We start from the raw sequence: 2718 nt of genomic DNA, 5'->3' as shown, positions 1-2718 counted from the left end.
AACAATCAAGATTTGTATTTAGTAATGGCAAGTTTGATGATGGGTGCGACGATGTTGATTGTGGGGAATTTGTTGGCAGATTTGCTGCTAAAAGCTGTCGATCCTCGGATTAAGCTGGAAGATTTGAAATAACAGACTTCACTCAGTGAGAAGATGTCAATCGCGACTCAAATTTTGTTCCTCTAGGAGTGTTTTATGTCTGAAAAACAACCAAACGAGCCAATAAGTTTTAGCCGGTTTGCGGACTGCTGCAGGCATATTGACAGCCTTTCACAAGAGGCAAGGCACACAGTTAAAGTGTTGTTAGAAAAGGCTGGCACTGATGACGCACAAGCAGCGGAGCAGATACTTTCAAGCATGACAGAACTGCATCTCAACAACAATAGAATTACCGACATCGGATTCCTGGGCTCGCTCACCAATCTGACCACACTGCATCTCGACTACAATCAAATTACCGACATCAGCTCCCTCGGCTCGCTCACCAATCTGACCGCACTGCATCTGAGCTACAATCAAATTACCGACATCAGCTCCCTCGGCTCGCTCGCCAATCTGACAGAACTGTATCTCTGGGACAATCAAATTAGCGACATCAGCTTCCTCGGCTCGCTCACCAATCTGACAACACTGCATCTCAACGACAATCCAATTATCGACATCAGCTTCCTCGGTTCGCTCACCAATCTGACAACACTGCGTCTCTGGGACAATCAAATTAGCGACATCAACTGTCTCGGCTCGCTCACCAATCTGACAACACTGCGTCTCTGGGACAATCAAATTAGCGACATCAGCTTTCTCGGCTCGCTCACCAATCTGACAACACTCGATCTCAACAGCAATGGAATTACCGATATCAGCTTTCTCAGCTCGCTCACCAATCTGACCACACTGCGTCTCTACAGCAATAAAATTAGCGACATCAGCTCGCTCGGCTCGCTCACCAATCTGACAGAACTGCATCTCGACAGCAATAAAATTAGCGACATCAGCTCCCTCGGCTTGCTCACCAATCTGACAACACTGTCTCTCGACAGCGCTAAAATTACCGATATCAGAGCCTTGCGCGAACTCACCAATCTGACAACACTGATTCTCAGCCGCAATCCAATTATCACTTTCAGCGTATTAGGCGAACTCGCGCAGAAACATCTTACTCTCTCGACTAGACCAATTGATGCTCAAAAAGCCATAGCAGCAGTCAAAGTTGCCTACGCCGCTATTGGCCTAGAAGAACCCGAAGTTATTATTTGCAGCAGTCCCCCCGACGCTTATCTCCAAATTTTCAAATTGGTGCTCAAAGCCGACCCTTCACAAAACTGGTCAAACGAAGGGTATTGGAATAGATTGGGGAAAAAGCTAGACTGGAAATGGATGTCCTCATCGATTGTGAGAGAATTTGCAAGTGCGGCGGTGTGGGAGTATGAGCTAGAGGGCATGACGATCGAGTCCGAAGCAGACAGCACACTGAGTTCGCTAATCAACCAATTTACTAGCAGCCATGTGCGATCGGAACAAACGATGTCGGATACCCCGCCCGATTATTTCTGCGACATTATATCCCGTGAAACCCCCACGACTTTGTTTAAAAAAATCTATTTGACTGAATTGTATATCTCTTCATTAGGCATCAATCTCTCCCACAAAGCACAAGAAATACTTCGCTGCCAAAAGCTGCTTTTCGAGCATTGCGGTTGGATATTTCCTTTTGAAAAGATTTGCGCGGTGTGCGATCGCCCCCGCCACCTGCGCTTTGACAGTCAAAACCGCTTGCACGCGGAAGGAGAACCTGCGATTGAGTTTGCGGACGGATGGAATTTTTACTATTATCACGGCGTCGGATTGCCTGAAGAATACGGCAAAGTCCACCCAAATCAATGGCAATCGCAATGGCTTTTAACAGAAGAGAATGCCGAAGTGCGGCGAGTGTTAATTGAAGGAATTGGTTACGATCGCATTTGTCAAGAGTTGTCAGCCAAACAAATAGATAGTTGGCAGGAATATGCACTATTACAAATAGATGAAGCCGATGATGTCGAGCCGATTTGTTTGTTAAAAATGACTTGTCCAAGTACGGGATTCATTCACGCTTTGAGAGTTCCACCTAACCTGAACTCAGCTAGGGAGGCAATTCGCTGGGTAAATTGGGATATCGATCCGGAGGAATTTTCCGTGCAGACTTGATATATAGCCTTTCTCAGGTAAATTAGCTGCTCGTGGGCATCGGGAATAGCAGATATAAAAGCGTTTGAATTTTTAATTTCAGAACGGGGCTGACAATTCATTGAAGAACGGGCTAGGCTAGTTGTAGACTTCTATTTCCCTGCCAGTAATGCACCGATAAAACTTCATTCACCCTCCAAACATGGCAAAACAACTAGCAATAGAAACTCGCGGACTGACAAAACAATTCGATCGCCATATAGCCATCAATGACATCGATTTGCAAGTAGCAGCAGGCGAAGTATGCGGACTGATCGGCCCCAACGGTGCCGGGAAAACTACTTTGCTGCGGATGTTGGCGGCGGCTGAGGAACCGACTACAGGGGAAATTTACATCAATGGGGATAGGTTATTGCGCGATCGATCGCACCCAATTCTCAAACAGCGCATCGGCTTTCTTCCCGATGACTTTCCTCTCTACGACGACTTGACTGTTTGGGATTATTTAGACTATTTTGCCCGACTCTACAACCTCCAGCAACCGCGCCGCCG

General features: G+C 46.7%; 1 protein-coding gene and 3 pseudogenes. All 4 read left to right on the top strand.

Annotated elements, in window-relative coordinates; all coding sequences use genetic code 11:
- Positions 1–132 (top strand): annotated as a pseudogene (locus tag QUA38_RS28430) (ABC transporter permease); the annotation flags it as partial.
- Between the two features lie 63 nt (positions 133–195).
- Positions 196–990 (top strand): annotated as a pseudogene (locus tag QUA38_RS29565) (leucine-rich repeat domain-containing protein); the annotation flags it as partial.
- Between the two features lie 627 nt (positions 991–1617).
- A pseudogene (locus tag QUA38_RS29560) lies at positions 1618–2187 on the top strand (DUF6745 domain-containing protein); the annotation flags it as partial.
- Between the two features lie 181 nt (positions 2188–2368).
- Positions 2369–2718: ATP-binding cassette domain-containing protein (locus QUA38_RS28420; RefSeq protein ID WP_333167773.1), on the top strand; the 350-nt coding region annotated here is incomplete at its 3' end.

Source organism: Microcoleus sp. Pol12B4 (assembly GCF_036701385.1).
In the GTDB taxonomy this organism is placed as follows: Bacteria; Cyanobacteriota; Cyanobacteriia; order Cyanobacteriales; family Microcoleaceae; genus Microcoleus.
Note: the sequence above shows the minus strand (reverse complement) of the source record. Positions and strands in the feature narration are given on the sequence as shown.